The organism is Blautia sp. MSK.18.38 (genome assembly GCF_024460535.1).
Lineage (GTDB): Bacteria > Bacillota > Clostridia > Lachnospirales > Lachnospiraceae > Blautia_A > Blautia_A fusiformis.
In genome coordinates this window covers 43088-63231 of record NZ_JANFYP010000005.1, presented here as the reverse complement: position 1 = coordinate 63231, position 20144 = coordinate 43088, and the positions used below count along the sequence as shown (strand labels likewise).

Sequence of the window (20144 nt, the reverse complement as noted above, 5' to 3'; positions counted from 1 at the left end):
AGGTAAAGGAGAATATACTATGGTAAAAATCATCATGCACGGCTGCAACGGACATATGGGCCAGGTCATCAGCGGCATTGTGGAGAAAGATCCGGATGCTGAGATCGTAGCAGGTATTGATATTGCAGATCAGGGAAAAAACAGCTATCCGGTATTTACCGATATTGACGCATGTCAGGTAGAGGCAGATGCGATCATTGATTTTTCTTCCGCAAAGGCAACAGACAAGCTTCTTGAGTACAGCGCGGCACGCCAGATCCCGGTTGTTCTATGCAGTACCGGTTTAAGCCAGGAGCAGCTTGCAAAAGTGGAAGAAACATCCCGAAAGGTAGCAGTGCTGAAATCCGCAAACATGTCTCTTGGTATCAACACACTTCTGAAGCTGGTTCAGGACGCAGCTAAGGTTCTTGCAGCTGCAGGCTTTGATATGGAGATCGTAGAGAAGCATCACCGCCTGAAATTAGACGCACCAAGTGGTACTGCACTTGCGCTGGCAGACAGCATTAATGAAGCTATGGATAATCAGTATCATTATGTATATGACCGCAGCCAGAAACGTGAAAAACGCGATGATAAGGAGATCGGTATCTCCGCAGTTCGCGGTGGAACTATCGTAGGTGAGCATGAGATAATTTTTGCAGGTCAGGACGAAGTGATCGAGTTCAAGCATACTGCATATTCCAAGGCTATTTTTGGAAAAGGTGCTGTAGAAGCAGCCAAATTCCTTGCCGGCAAACCGGCAGGACGTTATGATATGAGTGACGTGATCGGCTGATTCTGACAGATTGAGCCGCAACAGAATAAAATACAGGTAATACAGACGGGGTTCGTGTAAGATCGGACCCCGTCTTTTTTTGATGAAATTGCGGTTTTTGAAATTTTTCCCAGAATAGGATAGCGGAAAAAGTGCCATATTAGGAATACAGAATTTTTTAGAAAAAGGAGAAGATCATATGAAAAAATGGAAGGCGATTCTTTTTGGTACTTTGCTTACCCTGTCTCTGTGTACATTTACAGCCTGCGGCACAGAGGTAAACAATGCGGATGAAACAGTGGATGAAAAAGATAAAAACACGAAGGATAAGGAAAAAGATACAAACGAAAATACTGCCGCAGAAGATGAAACTATGGAAGAAAAAGCAGACAATGACGGTGTGAAGGACAATGGAGAGAGCATTAAGGATTCCGGCACGGATAACAATGAGATGTCCGATGGAAATATTACCGTGACGCCTGCAGGAAATGGAAATAACGGGACAGCAGCACCCGGAGCTGCGGATGCTGACAGAAACGAAAATGACGGAACTGTATCCGGTGAGCTGGGTGACAGTGTAAAGGACCTTGGCGACGGCGTAGGTAATGCAGTGGATGATATCGGAAACGCAGTGGGAAATGCGGTAGAAGGAAGATAACAGATATTTTACCACAGCATTGCATAAAACTGTTTCAGATGCTATTATCAGTGCATGGAAAGAAAATGGAGGACAGGATTATGAAATTCAGACCATGCATTGATATACATAACGGAAAGGTAAAACAGATCGTAGGAGGAAGCCTGAAGGATCAGGGGGATCAGGCGGCAGAAAATTTTGTGTCAGAGCAGGATGCGGCATTCTATGCAGAGCTTTATAAGAAGGCAGGATTAAAGGGCGGTCATGTGATCCTTCTGAACGGAAAGGATTCCCCGAACTATGAAGCAACGAAAGCCCAGGCACTTCAGGCTCTGGGAAAATATCCCGGAGGGCTTCAGATCGGAGGCGGCATCTGCCCGGAGAATGCGGCAGAATATCTGGAGGCTGGCGCCAGCCACGTGATCGTAACCTCCTATGTGTTTAAAAACGGAGTGATCTCCTGGGAAAATCTGGAGAAGATCCGTGATGCTGCAGGGAAAGAACATCTTGTACTTGACCTGAGCTGCCGCAAAAAAGATGGCAAATATTATATTGTCACAGACCGATGGCAGAAATTTACAGAAGAGATCGTGACACCGGAGCTGATGGAAAGGCTTGGAAGCTTCTGCGACGAATTTCTGGTCCATGCAGTGGATGTGGAAGGAAAGGCCCGAGGTGTGGAAACAGAGCTTGCAAAGCTTCTGGGACAGTATACAGCCCATCCGGTGACCTATGCAGGCGGTGTGGGTTCTATGGCAGATATTGAAGAGCTTCGAAAAGCAGGTCAGGGCAGACTGGATGTGACTGTTGGCAGTGCTTTGGATATTTTTGGCGGAAGTATACCCTTTGAAGCTCTGGCTAAAATGAAATAGTATATACAAATAGTGAAGCAGATGCTTTTGTCCCATCAATCTTCTGGCACTGGTGTGCAGATATACATTTGTAATGAATTAATTAGATGAAATACTCTAATAGTTGCGCATTCACGACAAAAAAAACATTTTGAAGGAATATATCGAATAAATTTGGAAAAAATTTATGAAATTTTTGAAAAGTGATGTTAAAATTCAATTTAATATGTTATAATAGCAACATAAAACAGCAAAGGGGATGGAAGTCATGAAATTTATTATTAGTGGAAAGAATATAGCAGTAACCGAAGGACTTAAAACAGCTGTTGAGGACAAGCTTGGTAAACTTGAAAGGTATTTCACTCCTGAAACTGAGATTTCAGTAACCTTAAGCGTTGAGAAGGATCGCCAGAAGATCGAGGTAACGATCCCTGTGAAAGGTAACATTATCCGTTCCGAGCAGGTAAGCAATGATATGTATGTATCCATCGATCTGGTTGAAGAGGTAATTGAGCGTCAGCTTCGTAAATACAAGAACAAGATCGTTGACAAGCAGCAGGAATCCACAAACTTCCAGAAGGCATACCTTGATAAGGATTATGAAGAGGATGAGGAAGTTAAGATCATCCGTACCAAGAAATTCGGGATCAAACCAATGTATCCGGAAGATGCATGCGTACAGATGGAGCTTCTCGGACATAATTTCTTTGTATTCTTTAATGCTGAGACAGAGCAGGTTAACGTAGTTTATAAACGTAAAGGAAATACTTACGGACTGATCGAACCAGAGTTCTGATAGGGGATTTTATTATCACAACTGAATATTGAATGGAAGGCTCCGGGAATCTGTGTGAGAAATCGGCAGGTTTCCGGAGCCTTTTATGTCACAGCAAAATCAGGCTTCTTTTCTGTTGCAAGCAATAGGGGAGAATTATATAATGAAGACATATGCGAAAGGAGAATGGAAAAAGAAGCTTCCTGTGGTGATCTTAAGTGTAGCTCTTGGTATGACCATGATACCGGCTACCTGTATGGCAGCGGAATTTAACAGTGGTGACACCATAAAAGAACAGACTGTGGAGGACCTGGAACTGAGTTCCGGAGAAAACAATACAAAGGATTCCCAAAAGTCAGAAATACAATGGACAGGATTTAAATGGGACAGCTATTCCCAGGCAGAGATAACGCTTACGTCAGCCGTTAACGGCGTCTGCTATTATAAATGGGCAGAGCGGGGGGAAGACGGAAATCCCCAGGTGCCTCAGATCGAGACCGGAAATACCGTGAATGATGAGGTTTTGATCAGTGAGGATGAAGAGTTCGGGATCACACTTGCAGACCTGGATACAGACCAGGCAGTTGATCTGTATATCCAGATTGAGGATGAGAATGGGAAATTAAGTGATCTGAAGCGGATGGAGCTGGATCAGGACAGCCGCCCGGCGAAAAAAACAGATTCTGAGAAAAAACATAAAGCATCCAAACCAAAGGCAGAGGACAGTACGGTAGAGGGGCTGGATTCTCCTCTGGAATTCTACCCGGATACATTTTATGATTTTAAGGTTATCGGTGCCGGTACCGATAATGAGGATCCGGAAAACGGAGACATTAAGTGGGTGCCTGTTTACTGGAGCACATCTGCGAATCCGAATTCCAACCGGATCCGAAGCACCTGGAAGATCGGTTCCAAGGAAGGAATCGACCAGGAGGGAACTTTTAATCTGTATGTTTTCTTCCGCAAATATACCTGCAAGGATTCCAAATGGCAGTCTACGGATAAGATACAGTCTGTACAGTACAAGTTTCAGTCAGCCCCACTTTCTGAAAAATAATACTGTGTGGAGTGCGAATATCTCCTTGACATAACAAATATGTAACTCACGGAGAAAAGGAGGAAGGTAAATGAAGAAAAAAGTTCTGGCACTTTTTTTAAGTGCCGCGCTTTGTGTGACGGTGCTTCCGGCAACCGGTATGGCTGCAGAGTTTGGCAGCGGTGATGCAGAAATCACAGAAAATACTGCGGACAGCCAGGAGCTGTTTTCCGCAGAGGAAACTACAGAGCCTGTGGGAGATACTGAGCAGCCTACAGAAGACAGTGAGGATATTTCTGAGGAAATGGTGGATAACTCTTCCGATGCAACCATGGAAGATGTGGAAAACGCGGAGAACAGCGAGGATGCTTTCGGCGGAGCTGAGGAAGGAGTTTCAGAAGAAATCTCCAGTGAGGATGATCCGGAAGTATTATTGACAGAACTGATACCTGAAGAAGCAGGAGACAGTATGGAAGAAGAAAACGCAGAAGCTATGTCAGCGTCAGCTCCGGAGCTGACAGTGCCACCGACAGCGGGTCCGGAACCGACAGTGCCACCGACAGCGGATCCTGAACTGACAGTGACACCAACACCGGTGCCAAAAATAAACGTAAAATGGACCGGAGAAAAATGGGTAAGCCGCAGTTCTGTAAATGTGACACTTAAAGTTGATGCAAACGGAGCCTGCTACTACAAAGCTGTAGCGAGAAAAAAGGACGGAACATCTGTTGTTCCGAAGCTTGATATGGGTAGCTCTCGTGTGGTGGTTACCGCAAACAGAAGCTTTGTGATATATCTTAAGAATCTGGATATAGAGAAAGAATTTGATCTGTATCTTAAGGTACTGGGCACGGATGGCAGAACTAGCGGACTGAAAAAGTTAAGACTGAATTCCAGAGGGATTCGTCCAGCTTACAATGTGACATCGACACCTGAACCTACACTTACATCTGCACCTCCGGATTACGGTGTAACGCCGACACCGACCTATACACCTTCTATACCGGATGTCAGAGAAAGTGTCGTCAGAGGGCTGGATTCTCCGTTGAAATTTACTCCGAATAAATATTATAATTTTACCGTGACCGGTGCGGGAACTACGAATACAAATCCCGGGCCCGGAGATGTGAAGTGGGTGCCGGTTTACTGGAGTACTTCACCAAATCCAACCGATAACAGGAAGAATACTACATGGCGGATCGGATCTGCCAAAGGAATAAACAAAGCCGCAACTTATAACATGTATATCTTTTTCCAGAAGTATGTTTATCAGAAAGCTGAATGGAAAAAGACTGATGAAGTACAGTCAGCCGTATACCAGTTCCGTTCCGCGTCCCTTACAACGGTAAAGCTTACCACGCCCGGGTTATCCGGCACTTCCAACAGTCCTGCCGGCATCGTCTTCAAATGGAAAAGAGCTGCAAATGCTTCCGGCTACAAGATCTATCGAAGGGCCGGAAACAGCAGCAAGTGGGTCAATATCGCTACCGTAAGCGGAAGCAATACGCTGGTCTATACAGACGGATCAGTAAAAGCAGGAACCATGTATACCTATACAGTCCGCGCATACAAGGGCTCTGCTTTAAGTGCTTATAACAAAAACGGCAGCCGGATCGTCCGTCTGACAGCTCCGGTGCAGTACAAACCGTCCAGCAAGGCTTCCGGGAAGCTGACTGTCCGCTGGAAAAAAGCAGCTGGCGCTTCCGGCTATCAGATCCAGTATGCGGCCTCAAGGTCCATGAGAGGGGCCAGAACAGTGTCCACCAGTGCACTGACCCGAACACTTTCCGGTTTGAAAAAGGGAAGCACTTATTATGTTCGTATCCGTGCATACAAAAAAGTGAGCGGAAAGACATATTACGGTGCCTGGAGCAGTGTGAAAAATGCAAAAGTAAGGAAATAAGATCTGTAATATCCCGCGGGATCCTCGAAAACAGGATCCTATGCGGGATATTTTCTGTTGTTCCTGACATGATTTGTTAAATAATTGTTCATTGTTTTTATAACAGGAAAGTGGTAGAATATATACCATATGTGATCCAGTATAACGGATATCAACAGAGAACTGGAATGATCCAAAATTGGACAGATCAGAGACAGCAGTCTTATTCGAATAAAATGATTGGAGCAGAAACATGAATGTTTTTTCAAAAGTATTTGGAACCCGCAGCCAGCGTGAGGTAAAACGTATCATGCCGCTGGTTGAAAAAACCGAGAGCTATCAGTCTCAGATGCAGCAGCTTACGGATGAGCAGTTACGAGACAAGACAAGAGAATATAAGAAACGTCTTGCAGAAGGTGCAACACTGGATGATCTTCTTCCGGAGGCATTTGCCACCGTACGTGAGGCAGCCAAGCGTGTACTTGGAATGGAGCATTACCGTGTACAGATCATCGGTGGTATCATCCTTCACCAGGGCCGTATCGCCGAGATGAAAACAGGTGAAGGTAAAACTCTTGTTTCCACACTTCCTGCATATCTGAATGCCCTTGAGGGAAAAGGTGTCCACATCGTAACCGTCAACGACTACCTGGCAAAACGAGATGCTGAGTGGATGGGTAAGGTTCACGAGTTCCTTGGCCTGACTGTAGGCGTGGTACTTAACGACATGAAGCCGGAAGAGCGTCGTGCGGCATACGGATGTGACATCACATACGTAACAAACAACGAACTTGGATTTGATTATCTTCGTGACAATATGGTCATCTATAAAGAACAGCTTGTTCAGAGAGATCTTCACTACTGTATCATCGATGAGATCGACTCTGTCCTGATCGATGAGGCACGTACACCTCTGATCATTTCCGGACAGAGCGGCAAGTCCACCAAGCTTTATGAGGTGTGCGATATCCTTGCACAGCAGCTGGAGCGTGGTGAGGCCAGCCATGAGATGACCAAGATGGCAGCCATCATGGGTGAGGAGGTTATCGAGACCGGTGACTTCGTTGTAAATGAGAAAGATAAGATCGTCAACCTTACCGAGCAGGGTATCAAGAAGGTTGAGAAATTCTTTAATATCGAGAACCTGGCAGATCCGGAAAACCTGGAGATCCAGCACAACATCATCCTTGCACTTCGTGCACATAATCTGATGCACAAGGATCAGGATTATGTTGTAAAAGATGACGAGATCCTGATCGTTGATGAGTTTACCGGACGTATCATGCCGGGCCGTCGTTACTCCGATGGTCTTCATCAGGCGATCGAGGCGAAAGAGCATGTGAAGGTTAAGAGAGAGAGCAAGACTCTCGCAACCATTACCTTCCAGAACTTTTTCAACAAATATGACAAAAAAGGCGGTATGACAGGTACAGCCCTTACCGAAGAAAAAGAGTTCCGTGATATCTACGGCATGGACGTTGTAGAGATCCCGACCAACCGTGTAGTACAGCGTAAAGACCTTGACGATGCTGTTTACATGACAAAGAAAGAGAAATTCAACGCCGTTGTAGAGGCAGTTAAGGAAGCTCACGCAAAACATCAGCCGGTATTGGTTGGTACGATCACCATCGAGACTTCCGAGCTTCTCAGCAGAATGCTGAAGAGAGAGGGAATCCCCCACAATGTATTGAATGCCAAGTTCCATGAGCTTGAGGCTGAGATCGTAGCTCAGGCAGGACAGGCAGATGCCGTTACCATCGCGACCAACATGGCAGGCCGTGGTACCGATATCAAGCTTGACGATGTGGCAAGAGAGGCCGGCGGTCTGAAGATCATCGGTACCGAGCGTCATGAGTCAAGACGTATCGATAACCAGCTCCGTGGACGTTCCGGACGACAGGGAGATCCGGGTGAATCCCGTTTCTACATTTCCCTTGAGGATGACCTGATGCGTCTGTTTGGTTCCGAGAGACTGATGAAGGTGTTCACATCCCTTGGTGTTGAGGAGAATGAGCAGATCGAGCACAAGATGCTTTCCAATGCCATCGAGAAAGCCCAGGAGAAGATCGAGTTCAACAACTTCGGTATCCGTAAAAACCTTCTCGACTATGACCAGGTTAACAATGAGCAGAGAGAGATCATCTATGAGGAGCGCCGCCAGGTACTTGACGGTGAGAATATGCGTGATGCCATCTACAAGATGATCACAGATATCGTAGACAGCATGACAGACATGTGCTTCTCCGATGACATGGATTCTTCTGAGTGGGATCTTAATGAGTTCAACACTGCGATCACTCCGATCATCCCGATCCACCCGCTGACCGCAGAGAAGGTAAAAGGCCATAAGAAAGATGAGATCAAGCATATTGTGAAGGAAGAGGCTGTGAAGCTTTATGAAGCGAAGGAGGCTGAGTTCCCGGAACCGGAACAGCTTCGTGAGCTTGAGCGAGTTGTCCTTCTGAAATGCATCGACAGCAAATGGATGGATCACATCGATGATATGGAAATGCTCCGTCAGGGTATCGGTCTGATGGCATACGGCCAGAGAGATCCGGTTGTTGAGTACAAGATGAACGCATTCGAGATGTTTAACAGCATGATCAGCTCCATTCAGGAAGACACTGTACGTATGCTGTATCATGTTCATGTGGAGCAGAAGATCGAGCGTGAGCAGGTTGCTAAGGTAACCGGCACAAACAAAGATGACAGCGCAGGCCCGAAGAAACCGGTTCAGCGAAAAGAAGATAAAGTATACCCGAATGATCCGTGCCCATGCGGAAGCGGCAAGAAATACAAACAGTGCTGCGGACGTAAGGCTGCCAAGATCTGAGAAGGAAGATAAAAATAGTCTCACCCGGATGATGCGGTGGGGCTATTTTTTCTGGAATTTCTGTTACACAGGAACAGAGTACAGCGAATATTAAATAACCGTCATATAGACTTGTCTGATTTTTCATATGCTGCGTTGTCGTCAATCGCCGTAGCCACCGATACGCTTCATTCCCTCGCCCTGCATATGAGAAAGTCATCCTGCGCCAATATGGCAGATACTTAATTTTCGCTGTAAGAGAAGGGATATGATAATATGGCAATTATAAAAACTGCAATTCTCCAGACACATGTATATACTGATAAATTTCGCAATATCACCCAGGCAGCAGAACTTCTTGCCAGCCCGGAGCTTCAGGGGATCGATCTGGCAGTCCTGCCCGAAATGTTCTGCTGCCCCTACGAAAATAAATACTTTCCGGAATATGCCGAAATTGAGGGCGGAGATACCTGGGAAAAATGCTCCAGGCTGGCGGCAGAACACGGAATTTATCTCGTAGCCGGAAGTATGCCGGAGAGAGATGAAGCCGGCAATATTTATAACACTTCCTATGTTTTTGACAGAAATGGTCATCAGATCGGTAAGCACCGGAAGATGCATCTTTTTGACATTGATGTAAAAGGCGGTCAGTATTTTAAAGAATCCGATACCCTGACACCGGGAGACCAGGTGACGGTTTTTGATACAGAATTTGGTAAGATGGGCCTTTGCATCTGCTACGACTTCCGTTTTCCGGAGCTTGCCAGGCTGATGGTGGACGAAGGCGCCCAGGTAATCATCGTGCCGGCTGCTTTTAACATGACAACAGGGCCCCTTCACTGGGAGCTGATGTTCCGCCAGAGAGCCGTGGATAACCAGGTATACACCATCGGAGCTGCACCAGCCAGAGACCTGAACGCCGGGTATCATTCCTGGGGTCACTCCATTGCCGCAGACCCCTGGGGAAAAGTCCTCATGGAAATGGAAGAAAAGCCGGACGTGGAGATAGTGGAACTGGATCTGGACGAGGTAAAAAAAGTCCGGGAGCAGCTGCCGCTTCTGAAGCACAGGAGAGAGGATATTTACGCCCTGACCACGTTTTCGTTGTAATTTCCATGCCCATATGGTATTGTATAAGACAGGCAGGAAATCCTGTATCAATATATAGAAAGAAGGTGAAGCTGTGGTTGAGTTAGATCAGTTCAAGAGTATTCTTGCAACATACACAGAGCCATTAGTGGAAGTGAGGGATTCACTTTGACCTCGCTAACAAAGAGCAGAAGGTCGAAGAATTAGAGCGCGAGATGGAAGCGCCTGATTTCTGGGATAATGCGGAAGCATCCCAGATGAAGATGAAACAGTTAAAGAGTCTCAAGGACGATATTGAGACATACCATAATCTGGAAACACAGATGGAAGATATGGAAACCATGATCGAGATGGGATATGAGGAGAATGATCCTGAGATCGTCCCTGAGATCCAGGAAATGCTGGACGAGTTCCAGGCAAGCTTTGACAGCATCCGTGTGAAGACACTCCTTTCCGGAGAGTACGACGGAGAGAACGCCATCATCAAGCTGAACGCAGGAGCCGGCGGAACAGAGGCTTGCGACTGGTGCGGAATGCTTTATCGTATGTACAGCAGATGGGCGGAGAAGAAGGGCTTTGCGCTGGAGGTCCTGGATTACCTTGACGGTGATGAGGCCGGTGTGAAATCCGTAACCTTCCAGGTGAACGGAGAGAACGCCTACGGTTATCTGAAATCCGAGAAGGGTGTTCACCGTCTTGTACGTATTTCTCCGTTTAATGCAGCAGGAAAGAGACAGACTTCATTTGTATCCTGTGATGTTATGCCGGATATCAAGAAGGATCTGGACGTAGAGATCAATGACGACGATATCCGTATCGATACCTACCGAAGCAGTGGTGCCGGTGGACAGCATATCAACAAGACATCCTCTGCGATCCGTATCACCCATTTCCCAACAGGAATCGTGGTACAGTGCCAGAATGAACGTTCTCAGCACATGAATAAGGACAAGGCTATGCAGATGCTGAAGGCCAAGCTGTATCTGCTGAAACAGCAGGAAGCCGAGGAGAAGCTTTCCGGCATTCGAGGCGAAGTGACAGATATCGGCTGGGGAAACCAGATCCGTTCCTATGTCCTGCAGCCATACACCATGGTAAAAGACCATAGAACCAATGAAGAAACCGGTAATGTTGACGCAGTTCTGGACGGTGGTATTGACATTTTTATCAATGCATACCTGAAATGGATCGCGCTGGCGAAAAAGAAAGAATAACATTACTGTCACGGAACCCCATAAAGACAGAGAAAAGGACTCCGCAGGCAAAAAAGCGCTTGTGGAGTTTCTTTTATTATGATAATATATCTCTTGTACAAAAACAGTTGTCTTTATGAAACGGACAGGAGGCTGCTGGCCGCAATGCGAACAGCAGTTAGAGAGGTTGCTATGCAGAAACAGGTTGAAAAGAAAAAATACTATGTAGTAAGAGAACGGGCAGTGCCGGAGGTACTTCTCAAGGTGGTTGAGGCCAAGAGACTGCTGGAATCCAAACGGGTGGCTACTGTTCAGGAAGCTGCTGAAAGGACCGGGATCAGCCGCAGTTCTTTTTACAAATATAAGGACGATATTTTTCCTTTCCACGAGGAGACCAAGGGAAAGACCATCACCTTTATCATTCAGATGGACGATGAGCCGGGGCTTTTATCAATGGTGCTGCAGACGATTGCCCGTTTTCACGGTAATATCCTGACCATACATCAGAGTATTCCCATTAACGGAGTCGCAACGCTGACGCTGAGCGTTGACATCCTTCCGGGAGAAGGTGACGCAGAGGCTATGGTGGAGAATATTGAGCAGAGAGACGGTATACACTATTTGAAAATTTTAGGCAGGGAGTAAGCATATGATAAACATAGCAGTATTAGGCTACGGTACAGTAGGAAGCGGAGTTGTTGAAGTCATCAACACCAATCATGAGAGCATTAACAAGAGAGCTGGAGATGAGATTAACATCAAGTACGTTCTTGATTTAAGAGATTTTCCGGGAGATCCGGTTGAGAAAGTTCTGGTTCATGATTATGAAGTGATCGTAAACGATCCGGAGGTAGATATTGTTGTTGAGGTTATGGGCGGGATCGAGCCGGCTTATACCTTTGTAAAAAGAGCGCTTCAGGCAGGAAAGAGCGTAAGCACATCCAATAAGGCTCTGGTAGCCAAGCATGGTTCTGAGCTCATGGAGATCGCAAAAGAAAAAAATATCAACTTCCTTTTTGAGGCAAGCTGCGGCGGTGGTATCCCGATCATCCGCGCATTGAATTCCTCGCTGACAGCAGATGAGATCGATGAGATCACAGGAATCCTTAACGGAACCACCAACTACATGCTTTACAAGATGAGCACAGAGAACTGTGATTTTGATACGGTTCTGAAGGAAGCTCAGGCAAAGGGCTATGCAGAGGCAGATCCGACTGCAGACGTAGGAGGTGCTGACGCATGCCGTAAGATCGCCATCCTTTCTTCACTTGCATACGGAAAATTCCTGAATTACGAGGATATTTATACAGAAGGAATCACAAAGATCACACCGGCAGATATGGAATATGCAAAAGAGCTTGGCATGACTATCAAGCTTCTTGCCACAAGCCGCAGGATCGGAGATTCTTTCTATGCAATGGTAGCGCCGTTCCTGGTAGGCCAGAGTAGCCCGCTTTACAGTGTAAATGATGTGTTTAATGCAGTATTTGTGCACGGAAATGTTCTTGGAGATGCCATGTTCTACGGAAGCGGAGCAGGTAAGCTTCCGACTGCAAGTGCAGTAGTTGCAGATGTTGTGGATGAAGCAAAGCATCTCCACAGAAATATCATGACAAACTGGAGCAGCTATGCCTTGAAGCTTATGGATATGGATGAAGTTGAGGGACGTTTCTTCGTACGTGTGTCTGATACTACTATGGATGAAGTGGAAAAAGCTTTTGGTGATGTACAGACCATCGAGCCGGATGACCTTCCGGACGAATTCGGATTTATCACACCGGTGATGAAGCAGGCTGAATATTATGAGAAGATCAGCAAGCTCACCGGAAAAGTACTGGCAATGATCCGTGTAAAGGATTGATGTCGAAGGGAAGAAAAGAACATGTTGATTGTAAAAAAATTCGGCGGTACTTCTGTGGCAAACAAAGAGCGTATCTTTAATGTTGCCAGAAGATGTATCGAAGATTACAAAAAAGGAAACGACGTGGTGGTCGTGCTTTCTGCAATGGGTAAGTATACCGATGAGCTGATCACCATGGCAAAGGATATCAATGACAAACCTCCGAAACGTGAGATGGATATGCTTTTTACCATCGGAGAGCAGATGTCAGTGGCACTGATGTCCATGGCTATGGACAGTCTGGGAGTACCGGCTGTTTCTCTGAATGCCTTTCAGGTAGCTATGCACACAACAAGTGCACATAGCAGCGCACGCCTGAAAAAGATCGATGCGGCACGTATCCGCAGAGAGCTGGATAACCGCAGGATCGTTGTGGTCACAGGCTTCCAGGGCATTGATAAATATAATGACTATACCACACTTGGACGTGGCGGTTCTGATACCACAGCCGTAGCTCTTGCGGCAGCGCTTCATGCAGATGCCTGTGAGATCTATACCGATGTGGACGGTGTTTATACCGCTGACCCGCGTAAGGTTTCGAATGCCCGCAAGCTTAAGGAGATCACTTACGATGAAATGCTGGATCTGGCAACTCTGGGTGCGGGAGTGCTTCATAACCGTTCTGTGGAGATGGCAAAGAAATACGGCGTGCCGCTGGTGGTACGTTCCAGTCTCAACAACAGCGAAGGAACTGTGGTAAAGGAGGAAGTAACAGTGGAGAGAATGCTGATCAGCGGTGTTGCTCTGGATACAGATGCAGTACGTATTGCTGTGATCGGACTTAAAGATTCACCAGGAGTGGCATTTAAGCTTTTTGATACCCTGGCTAAGAAAAATATCAATGTGGATATGATCCTTCAGTCTATCGGCCGTGCCGGAACCAAGGACATTTCCTTTACTGTTGATAAAAATGATCTGGACGATGCAATGGGTGTTCTGGAAGCTAACCAGGCACGCATCGCCTATTCTGAGCTTCATGCGGAGAAAAACATTGCCAAGCTTTCTATTGTAGGAGCAGGTATGATGAGCAATCCGGGTGTTGCTGCAAAAATGTTCGAGAGCCTTTACAATGAGGGTGTGAACATCAATATGATCGCAACATCTGAGATCCGTGTGACGGTGCTCATTAACGAGAAAGATGGTGTACGTGCCATGAATGCGGTACATGATGCGTTTAATCTTGCAGACTAAACAGATGTGAAATATGAGAATATGATATATCTGAAGTAAAAAATGACGGGGCGGAGGCTTGGATGAGTCTCCGCCTTCTATAACGAAGGGATACAGAATTATGAGAAAAAATCTGAAGGGCTGTAAGAAGCTGGCAGGGGAAACTCTGGCCGGTAATTTTACGGTCCCTGTGATCGGGAGTATTGCGGTTGCGGCGATGAGCGCAGTTTCAAGCTATATTTCCACAGCACTTTTTCCGGGAGATTCCCTGTATGCGATCATTGGAGGAGAGGTATTCAGCTTTGTCCTTTCTCTGGTGATCTGTATTTTTTCCGCAGGACTTTACCGGATCTATCTGAATATTTCCAGAAGGGAAGCCTACTCTTTCGGAGACCTTCTGTACTTTTTCAGCCATCAGCCGGATCATGTGATCGTGGCATCCTTTGTGCTGGCATTGATCAATCTGGTGACATCACTTCCACTGGCGTGGTTTTCTTTTACAAGCAATATGGGAAATACAACGGAGGAGCAGATGAACTGGGCAGTAACTTACATGCTGCTCACACTTCTCGGGTTCGCGCTGAACCTGCTGGCAGCTATGCCGTTCACCATGAGCTATTACATCCTGTCCGATAATTCGGACATAAAAGGAGTGCAGGCACTGAAAGCCAGTGCAAAGCTTATGAAGGGACATTACTGGGAATATATGAAAATGCTCTTAAGTTTTGTTCCGTGGATCATTTTTTCCATATTTACATTGTATCTGGCACTGATCTGGCTGGTGCCTTATATAGAAACCTGTATGGCAGTTTTCTATCGGAATATTTCCGGAGAGTTTGATGAACCTCCGGTGGATTCTTATCCCCCGGTAACTCCGATCCCGCAGTTCCACGATGAAACCGAAGCCTGATCGCCTTCCGGAGGATGTTTTCCCTTTCCGGGAGGATGCATGAAACGCAGGTGATGCCCTTTCCGGGGGGATGCTTGAGACGCAGGTGATGCCCTTTCCGGGGGATGCTTGAGACGCAGGTACTTTCCCTTTCAGGGGGACCATTTTGGCATGGGCAGGTACGAGGGGGAAAGCACTCAAAGTTGCGAAGCCCGCTTTTCCCCCTCGAGCTCCCCCTTTCCGGGCACGCAGCTATTGTAGGTTGTAGGAATATGTGAAGATATTGGAGGGGCGATGGATTCTACTACGTTGGCTGTGGAAGGTTGAGCCGATTTATGCTGACGTAAATATATTGGCGAAGCCTGTTCCTGAATAACAGCGATACACCACAATCCAGAGAACAAGCCCGCTACGCAGTCCACTTTCCCATTCAGCCAGAAGCGATAAACAGTGAAGAAGCAATAAACAGTGCCGAAGCAACAATCGGCTCAGCCTGCTACTGTCGGTACAGCAGAATACAGTGCCGAAGCAATAATCGGCTCAGCCTGCTACTGCCAGTGCAGCAGAATACATGGCCGAAGCAATAATCGGCTCAGCCTGCTACTGCCAGTGCAGCAGAATACAAGACAGAATCAATAATCGGCTTAGCCTGCTACTGCCAGTGCAGCAGAATACATGGCCGAATCAATAATCGGCTCAGCCTGTCACTGCCGATACAGCAGAATACAGGACTGAGCCGATGCACTTACACGTTCCACAACGCATCACAGCGGCGTGGCCAGGAGGGGAAGAGCGCGAGAAGGGGAGACGGCCTTCGCAACTATGAGTGCTTCCCCTTCTCGCAAATTACCTACTTTCAAAAAGTGAAAACTATAATCCAAAAAAATCAAACCATCCAATTTCCTCACACTTCAAAAGGTGAAAACTACAATCCCAAAAAATCAAACTATCCAATTTATCTCACTTCAAAAAGTGAAAACTATAATCCAAAAAAATCAAACCATCCAATTTCCTCTCACTTCAAAAGGTGAAAACTACAATCCCAAAAAATCAAACTACCCAATTTATCTCACTTCAAAAAGTGAAAACTATAATCTAAAAAATCAAACCACACAATTTCCCCTCACTTAAAAAAGTGAAAACCATAATCCAAAAAGTAAACCACATAATTATAGATTCAAAGGAAGTCGTCCCACAACCTCCTTTGTCAATCCACCTATGAGAATCCCCGCCAGGACACCTGACACCAGCAGTGCCGGTGCATAAACCATCAAACTCGTATTGCTCACCACGATCATGGCAACGATCAGCTGCCCGATATTATGTGTGACACCACCGGCCACACTGATACCGATCAGACTGAAGCCGGAATGTTTTTTCAAAAGATCCATCACAGTCAGGCTAAGCGCAGCGCCAGCCAGACTATACAAAATACTGAACAGATTTCCAAACATAAATCCGATCACCAGGATCCTGACAACGGACACGAGAGCCGCTTCTTTTACAGAATATCGGTCCAGTATAAAAAGCACCGCCAGGTTTGCAAGCCCGAGCTTGATACCCGGAATCCCTGTAAATATAGGGACCAGAGACTCCACATATCCAAAAATGATCGCTACTGCGGCAAATAATCCGAGATAAGCTGTTTTTCGTTTCATAAATAAATCCTTTCATTTGTTGCAGGAATATCGTTGCAGAAACAGCACAGACAGAATACCGTCTGTCAGAGAAAACTCTACGGAGAACACGTATTACGCATATTCTCCGGAAATTTTATGTCACCGCATCAATTTTAGGCGAACTCTCCGAATCCAAATCCTCTGCAGTATTTTCCCCTTCTATCACAACCTTATTAGGAAGGCAGATGATGGAACCGCCGTGCTCGTCCACAGCCTTCTGTTTCATACAGTAATGATCCGGGCAGGTTGCTTCGATCATTGTAACTTTTCCATCTTTGATCTCGCAGACATTGGTGTCTCCGATGTGGATGATCTGGTCCTGGGAAAGCGAATAGGTTCCGAATTCTTTTCCGTCAACGGTAATACGGATCGTATTATGGGAACGTTTCCCCGCAATCTGAAAACCAAGCCAGAGAACCCCCGCCAGAATCAGGATCCCGGCAATAAAAATCAATTCTTTTTTCTTCAAAACAAATCTCCATTTCTGTTACAGATTCAGAAAAATCATATCATAATCGAAATTAAAAGGCAAACATAAGTTAATGATATCTAACCATAATTCATACAGCTGTTCCCAACGGAAAGGGAGGAGTGGCGATGATTTTTCTTTTATAAAAGACATATAACAGAAAAATTCATATTGGAAAAAGTTATAAACTACTAACAAAAGTGTAGACAAGAAAAAAAACAGGTGATATAATACCTAACTGTAAGTTAGCATCGTCTAATTTTATAAAAAAGATTAATCAAAACTAATTTATGTATATGGATAAAAACTATATAATTTATCCAAAAGACAGTTATACGCAGATTACAGGACTGGATCGAGAGCATCTGACGTAGCAATATATGTTCGCATAGCGTGAGTCTGATGCAGCAATTTACAGAATTGTTAAAAATACAAGGGAGAAAAGAGATGAAAAATCTGAATTTTTATATGAGAGTGATCTCCTTACTGTTGGTGATCCTGGCTGTACTTTTTTATAACAGCAGCATGAAAGCTCAGGCAAATGAAAAAGAGATCGCGGCTCTGACAGATAAGGTAGATACACTTCAGGAGCAGCAGAATGAACTTCTCAGTGCGCTGGAGACGAGTTATGTAAATCGTATGCAGAATCAGGCAGCATCTGCAGGATCAGGCAGCAGTGATACAGATACAGCAGGCGATGACAAAACAACAGACACTTCAGACGGCAATGTATCCGATGCAGACGCAGAGGACACAGCAACCGCAGATTCCGATAATGTATATAAAGATGGAACCTATACAGGAGAAGCCGAGGGATACGGCGGGACCATTCAGGTGGAGGTGACACTTACCGGTGATGAGATCACATCCATCAACGTAGTCAGCGCCCCAGGTGAGGACAGTGCATATCTTTCACAGGCAGAGAGTGTGATCGATTCCATCCTGAGTGCTCAGAGTACAGATGTGGATACCGTATCTGGAGCAACGTTCAGCTCCACAGGAATCCTGAACGCAGTGGATGCGGCACTTGGAAAGGCGGAAAACTCATGAAAAAAAGACAGCGGGAGGTAAGGCTGATGCGTGCGGGAATACAGCTGGCATTTTTTATTGCCGCCCCGTCTCTGTTTTCTACAGCCTTTGCAGGTATCAAATCGATCTTTCTTGCCATTGCGGCCGGTCAGCCGGTGGAGTGGAATTCCTTTCTGACTGTAACGGCAGTGCTTCTGATCTTTACCTGCTTTTTCGGAAGACATTTCTGCGGATATGCGTGTGCATTCGGATCTTTCGGAGATGCCGTATATGAAGGCTTTTCTTGGATCCGGATGAAATGCTTTCACAAAAAAAAGAAACCGGATCTTTCCGAAAAAATGGTTCACGGGCTTCAGAAAGTCAAATATATCGTACTGGCACTGATCCTGCTTTCCTGCCTTACAGGTGTATACGGAAAGCTTACGGGAACCAGCCCGTGGGATGTTTTTTCCATGCTCACGGCAGGACGGCTCCCGAACAGCAAATATCTGGTGGGAATTGTGCTCCTGGTGCTGATCATTGTGGGAATGTGTACACAGGAAAGGTTTTTCTGCCAGTTTCTCTGTCCCATGGGAGCGGTTTTTGCATTAATGCCAATCCTTCCGGGTGCACTGTTTCGGAGAAACCGTGAGAAATGTCCGCCGAAATGTGGTCTCTGTAAAAAAAGATGTCCGGCTCATCTGGATATCGACGGCGACACAGGCAGATCCGGCGAATGTCTTTGCTGCCACGCATGTGCCGCAGCATGCCCGAGAAAAAATATTCACATTGGAATAATTGAGGAAAAATGATCTATGAGATATCAGGCTCTGAAAAAGAAAACTTTTCTGGCAGCAGTTACATTTACAGGAATTGCGGTGTTGTTTCCTGTGCTGTGCATGGCTGCTTCGGAAAATGATGTACAGACATATACCGATACAGATTTTGCAATGGATACTGTGGTATCAGAAACACTCTATACCACAGGTGACGATATAAACAGTAAGCTGACAGCTGTGCTGACAGATGTGGAGACGAACCTTCTTTCCTGGACCAATGAGAAGTCCCAGATCTATAAGGTGAATGCAGACAGCGGAAAAGATACGGAGATTTCCGACGAGCTTTCCGGATACCTGAAACGTCTTCTGAAGATCGCAGAGGATTCTGACGGAGCCTTTGACCCAACCATCGGGAAGCTGATCCGCCTGTGGGATATTGGAGGGGAAAACCAGAAAATTCCGGAAGAAGCAGAAATTAAGAATGTTCTGAAGGATTCCGGATATCAGAAGATTTTTCTTGACGGAAATACGGTCCACATGGAGGAGGGCTGTTCTCTGGATCTTGGAGCAGCGGGAAAGGGTATTGGCTGTGACCTGATCCTTAAAGAACTGGAAACAAAGAAGGATGTAACAGCAGCACTTATGAATCTGGGAGGAAGCAGTGTCATGACCTACGGAAGCAAGCCGGATGGTTCTTCCTGGAATGTGGCAGTGACAGATCCCAGAGCTGAAAATGAGGATGACTATCTTGGTGTGGTTGCCTTAAATGGTACAGAATTTCTTTCCACATCCGGAGATTATGAGAAATATTTTATCGAAAATGGTGTAAGGTATCACCACATTATGGACCCGTCTACCGGCTATCCGGCAGAAAGCGGAGTGACCGGGGTAACGGTAGTCTGTGACTCAGGTCTGGAGGCAGATGCGCTTTCCACAGCATGTTTTGTGCTGGGGGTGGAAAAAGGGACACAGCTGTTGAAAGCTTACGGTGCAGACGGACTTTTTGTGGATGAAGACCATCATGTGTATCTCACTAAGGGGATGAAGGAGCGGTTCAGCCTGCTTGCGGATTCCTATAGTGTGGAGGATATTGCAGAGTGAAGCTGATCTCCCGGCGATCCGGTTTATGATTGTTTGGCAGAGGGGAATGCTCATATCCGCAGTACTTGCGATAGTAAACCTGGAAAGGGTTCTATAAATATATCATATTTTTAGGAGGAA

18 protein-coding genes are annotated in these 20144 nt (G+C 46.0%); 16 read left to right on the top strand and 2 right to left on the bottom strand.

The features are described from left to right. Positions 1 to 19: 19 nt before the first annotated feature. The 13 genes from dapB to NE638_RS04755 all read left to right on the top strand — a co-directional run bounded on the left by dapB (position 20) and on the right by NE638_RS04755 (position 15009). On the top strand, positions 20 to 775 hold the full coding sequence (gene dapB / locus NE638_RS04815) for a 4-hydroxy-tetrahydrodipicolinate reductase (RefSeq protein WP_015526245.1): 756 nt from the start codon (positions 20 to 22) through the stop codon (positions 773 to 775). Positions 776 to 953: 178 nt separating this feature from the next. After that, entirely contained in the window at positions 954 to 1412 is a 459-nt protein-coding gene (locus tag NE638_RS04810) for a hypothetical protein (RefSeq protein ID WP_021652687.1), read from the top strand. 80 nt (positions 1413 to 1492) lie between these two features. Beyond that, complete coding sequence (hisA, locus tag NE638_RS04805) at positions 1493 to 2263, top strand: phosphoribosylformimino-5-aminoimidazole carboxamide ribotide isomerase (RefSeq protein WP_015526243.1); 771 nt, start codon at positions 1493 to 1495, stop codon at positions 2261 to 2263. 247 nt (positions 2264 to 2510) lie between these two features. Further along, a complete protein-coding gene (hpf, locus tag NE638_RS04800; RefSeq protein ID WP_015526242.1) occupies positions 2511 to 3038 on the top strand; it encodes a ribosome hibernation-promoting factor, HPF/YfiA family in 528 nt (175 codons plus the stop codon). Between the two features lie 142 nt (positions 3039 to 3180). Beyond that, the gene (locus NE638_RS04795; protein ID WP_118608877.1) at positions 3181 to 4074 is read left to right on the top strand and encodes a hypothetical protein; all 894 of its coding nucleotides are present in this window, start codon (positions 3181 to 3183) and stop codon (positions 4072 to 4074) included. A 70-nt stretch (positions 4075 to 4144) separates the two neighbouring features. Continuing rightward, complete coding sequence (locus NE638_RS04790) at positions 4145 to 5956, top strand: fibronectin type III domain-containing protein (RefSeq protein WP_118608876.1); 1812 nt, start codon at positions 4145 to 4147, stop codon at positions 5954 to 5956. 232 nt (positions 5957 to 6188) lie between these two features. Further along, positions 6189 to 8768, top strand: a complete 2580-nt coding sequence (gene secA / locus NE638_RS04785; RefSeq protein ID WP_021652694.1) for a preprotein translocase subunit SecA — start codon at positions 6189 to 6191, stop codon at positions 8766 to 8768. Positions 8769 to 9023: 255 nt separating this feature from the next. Next, positions 9024 to 9857 carry a carbon-nitrogen hydrolase family protein gene (locus tag NE638_RS04780; protein ID WP_118608875.1) on the top strand — a complete coding sequence of 278 codons (834 nt, stop codon included), beginning with the start codon at positions 9024 to 9026 and terminating at the stop codon, positions 9855 to 9857. 73 nt (positions 9858 to 9930) lie between these two features. Then, positions 9931 to 11050 (top strand): peptide chain release factor 2 gene (gene prfB / locus NE638_RS04775; RefSeq protein ID WP_110104007.1). Its coding sequence is split into 2 segments (ribosomal slippage): positions 9931 to 10005 and positions 10007 to 11050, totalling 1119 coding nucleotides; the frame shifts between segments, so codons are not numbered across the junction. Between the two features lie 171 nt (positions 11051 to 11221). Then, the gene (locus NE638_RS04770; protein WP_021652696.1) at positions 11222 to 11674 is read left to right on the top strand and encodes an ACT domain-containing protein; all 453 of its coding nucleotides are present in this window, start codon (positions 11222 to 11224) and stop codon (positions 11672 to 11674) included. A 4-nt stretch (positions 11675 to 11678) separates the two neighbouring features. Then, positions 11679 to 12890: a homoserine dehydrogenase gene (locus NE638_RS04765; protein ID WP_021652697.1), complete on the top strand. Its 1212-nt coding sequence runs from the start codon at positions 11679 to 11681 to the stop codon at positions 12888 to 12890. Between the two features lie 21 nt (positions 12891 to 12911). Continuing rightward, entirely contained in the window at positions 12912 to 14120 is a 1209-nt protein-coding gene (locus NE638_RS04760) for an aspartate kinase (protein WP_118608874.1), read from the top strand. 100 nt (positions 14121 to 14220) lie between these two features. Continuing rightward, positions 14221 to 15009 carry a DUF975 family protein gene (locus tag NE638_RS04755; RefSeq protein ID WP_092069774.1) on the top strand — a complete coding sequence of 263 codons (789 nt, stop codon included), beginning with the start codon at positions 14221 to 14223 and terminating at the stop codon, positions 15007 to 15009. A 1148-nt stretch (positions 15010 to 16157) separates the two neighbouring features. Here NE638_RS04755 and NE638_RS04750 read toward each other — a convergent pair. Continuing rightward, positions 16158 to 16646, bottom strand: a complete 489-nt coding sequence (locus tag NE638_RS04750) for a Gx transporter family protein (RefSeq protein WP_173745843.1) — start codon at positions 16644 to 16646, stop codon at positions 16158 to 16160. A gap of 115 nt (positions 16647 to 16761) precedes the next feature. Next, positions 16762 to 17136, bottom strand: coding sequence for a NusG domain II-containing protein (locus NE638_RS04745; protein WP_129974765.1), 375 nt, complete (start codon positions 17134 to 17136; stop codon positions 16762 to 16764). A 447-nt stretch (positions 17137 to 17583) separates the two neighbouring features. On the opposite strand from NE638_RS04745, the gene NE638_RS04740 reads away from it, so the two are divergent. Genes NE638_RS04740 through NE638_RS04730 form a run of 3 tightly spaced genes read left to right on the top strand, consistent with a single transcriptional unit; the run spans position 17584 to position 20024 of the window. Then, entirely contained in the window at positions 17584 to 18186 is a 603-nt protein-coding gene (locus NE638_RS04740; protein WP_173745842.1) for an FMN-binding protein, read from the top strand. Next, positions 18183 to 18956, top strand: a complete 774-nt coding sequence (locus NE638_RS04735) for a 4Fe-4S binding protein (protein WP_173745841.1) — start codon at positions 18183 to 18185, stop codon at positions 18954 to 18956. Before NE638_RS04740 ends, NE638_RS04735 begins: the two co-directional genes overlap by 4 nt. Positions 18957 to 18959: 3 nt before the next feature. Then, on the top strand, positions 18960 to 20024 hold the full coding sequence (locus NE638_RS04730) for an FAD:protein FMN transferase (RefSeq protein ID WP_173745840.1): 1065 nt from the start codon (positions 18960 to 18962) through the stop codon (positions 20022 to 20024). Positions 20025 to 20144 lie beyond the last annotated feature (120 nt).

Bases quoted from the DNA above. Each gene is read 5' to 3' on its own strand.
- dapB (WP_015526245.1), top strand. From the start codon at position 20: ATGGTAAAAATCATCATGCACGGCTGCAACGGACATATGGGCCAGGTC.
- NE638_RS04810 (WP_021652687.1), top strand. From the start codon at position 954: ATGAAAAAATGGAAGGCGATTCTTTTTGGTACTTTGCTTACCCTGTCT.
- hisA (WP_015526243.1), top strand. From the start codon at position 1,493: ATGAAATTCAGACCATGCATTGATATACATAACGGAAAGGTAAAACAG.
- hpf (WP_015526242.1), top strand. From the start codon at position 2,511: ATGAAATTTATTATTAGTGGAAAGAATATAGCAGTAACCGAAGGACTT.
- NE638_RS04795 (WP_118608877.1), top strand. From the start codon at position 3,181: ATGAAGACATATGCGAAAGGAGAATGGAAAAAGAAGCTTCCTGTGGTG.
- NE638_RS04790 (WP_118608876.1), top strand. From the start codon at position 4,145: ATGAAGAAAAAAGTTCTGGCACTTTTTTTAAGTGCCGCGCTTTGTGTG.
- secA (WP_021652694.1), top strand. From the start codon at position 6,189: ATGAATGTTTTTTCAAAAGTATTTGGAACCCGCAGCCAGCGTGAGGTA.
- NE638_RS04780 (WP_118608875.1), top strand. From the start codon at position 9,024: ATGGCAATTATAAAAACTGCAATTCTCCAGACACATGTATATACTGAT.
- NE638_RS04770 (WP_021652696.1), top strand. From the start codon at position 11,222: ATGCAGAAACAGGTTGAAAAGAAAAAATACTATGTAGTAAGAGAACGG.
- NE638_RS04765 (WP_021652697.1), top strand. From the start codon at position 11,679: ATGATAAACATAGCAGTATTAGGCTACGGTACAGTAGGAAGCGGAGTT.
- NE638_RS04760 (WP_118608874.1), top strand. From the start codon at position 12,912: ATGTTGATTGTAAAAAAATTCGGCGGTACTTCTGTGGCAAACAAAGAG.
- NE638_RS04755 (WP_092069774.1), top strand. From the start codon at position 14,221: ATGAGAAAAAATCTGAAGGGCTGTAAGAAGCTGGCAGGGGAAACTCTG.
- NE638_RS04750 (WP_173745843.1), bottom strand. From the start codon at position 16,646: ATGAAACGAAAAACAGCTTATCTCGGATTATTTGCCGCAGTAGCGATC.
- NE638_RS04740 (WP_173745842.1), top strand. From the start codon at position 17,584: ATGAAAAATCTGAATTTTTATATGAGAGTGATCTCCTTACTGTTGGTG.
- NE638_RS04735 (WP_173745841.1), top strand. From the start codon at position 18,183: ATGAAAAAAAGACAGCGGGAGGTAAGGCTGATGCGTGCGGGAATACAG.
- NE638_RS04730 (WP_173745840.1), top strand. From the start codon at position 18,960: ATGAGATATCAGGCTCTGAAAAAGAAAACTTTTCTGGCAGCAGTTACA.